This is a genomic window from Serratia sp. HMSC15F11 (genome assembly GCF_001808215.1).
GTDB lineage: Bacteria > Pseudomonadota > Gammaproteobacteria > Enterobacterales > Enterobacteriaceae > Serratia > Serratia nevei.
Genome location: NZ_KV792424.1, coordinates 1 through 561, shown reverse-complemented (window position 1 = coordinate 561; position 561 = coordinate 1). Strand labels below are relative to the sequence as shown.

Annotated in this window: 1 pseudogene; it reads left to right on the top strand. The window is 58.1% G+C overall.

The features are described from left to right. Positions 1–561: pseudogene (locus tag HMPREF3138_RS08090) on the top strand (IS3 family transposase); the annotation flags it as partial.

Sequence of the window (561 nt, the reverse complement as noted above, 5' to 3'; positions counted from 1 at the left end):
CCCCCTGACGCCCGAACAGCGTATTAAAGAACTTGAGCAGCAACTGGCTGAATCTGAAATCAAAGCCCAGTTCTTCGAAGCTGTCGTCAAAGTGATGAACACCGACTTTGGCGCCACGCTGACAAAAAAGCAGCTAACCGCCTTATCGCGCAAACACAAGTACCGGGACTCACAGTAACGCGGGCCTGCCGATGGATGGGCATCAGCCGACAAGCGTGGTATCAGTCCCTGCAGCGTGAAGCAGGCAAAGAGGAGCAGGCCCGGCATCTCGTCGAACAGGTGACGGCCATCCGCTTGCACCAGCCCCGACTGGGGACACGTAAGCTGCATCACCTGTTGCGGCAACGCCCCGAACCGGCGTTGCATGTGGGGCGCGACCGGCTGTTCAGTATCTTGCGTTGCGCGCGGTTACTGGTGATGCCTAAGCGGGCATATCACAAGACGACGCAGAGCCATCATCGTTTTTATCGTCATCCCAACCTGCTGAAGGCGGGGGACAATCAGGTCATCGCCAGCCGTCCGGAACAGGTATGGGTGGCGGATATCACCTACTTGCCGCTG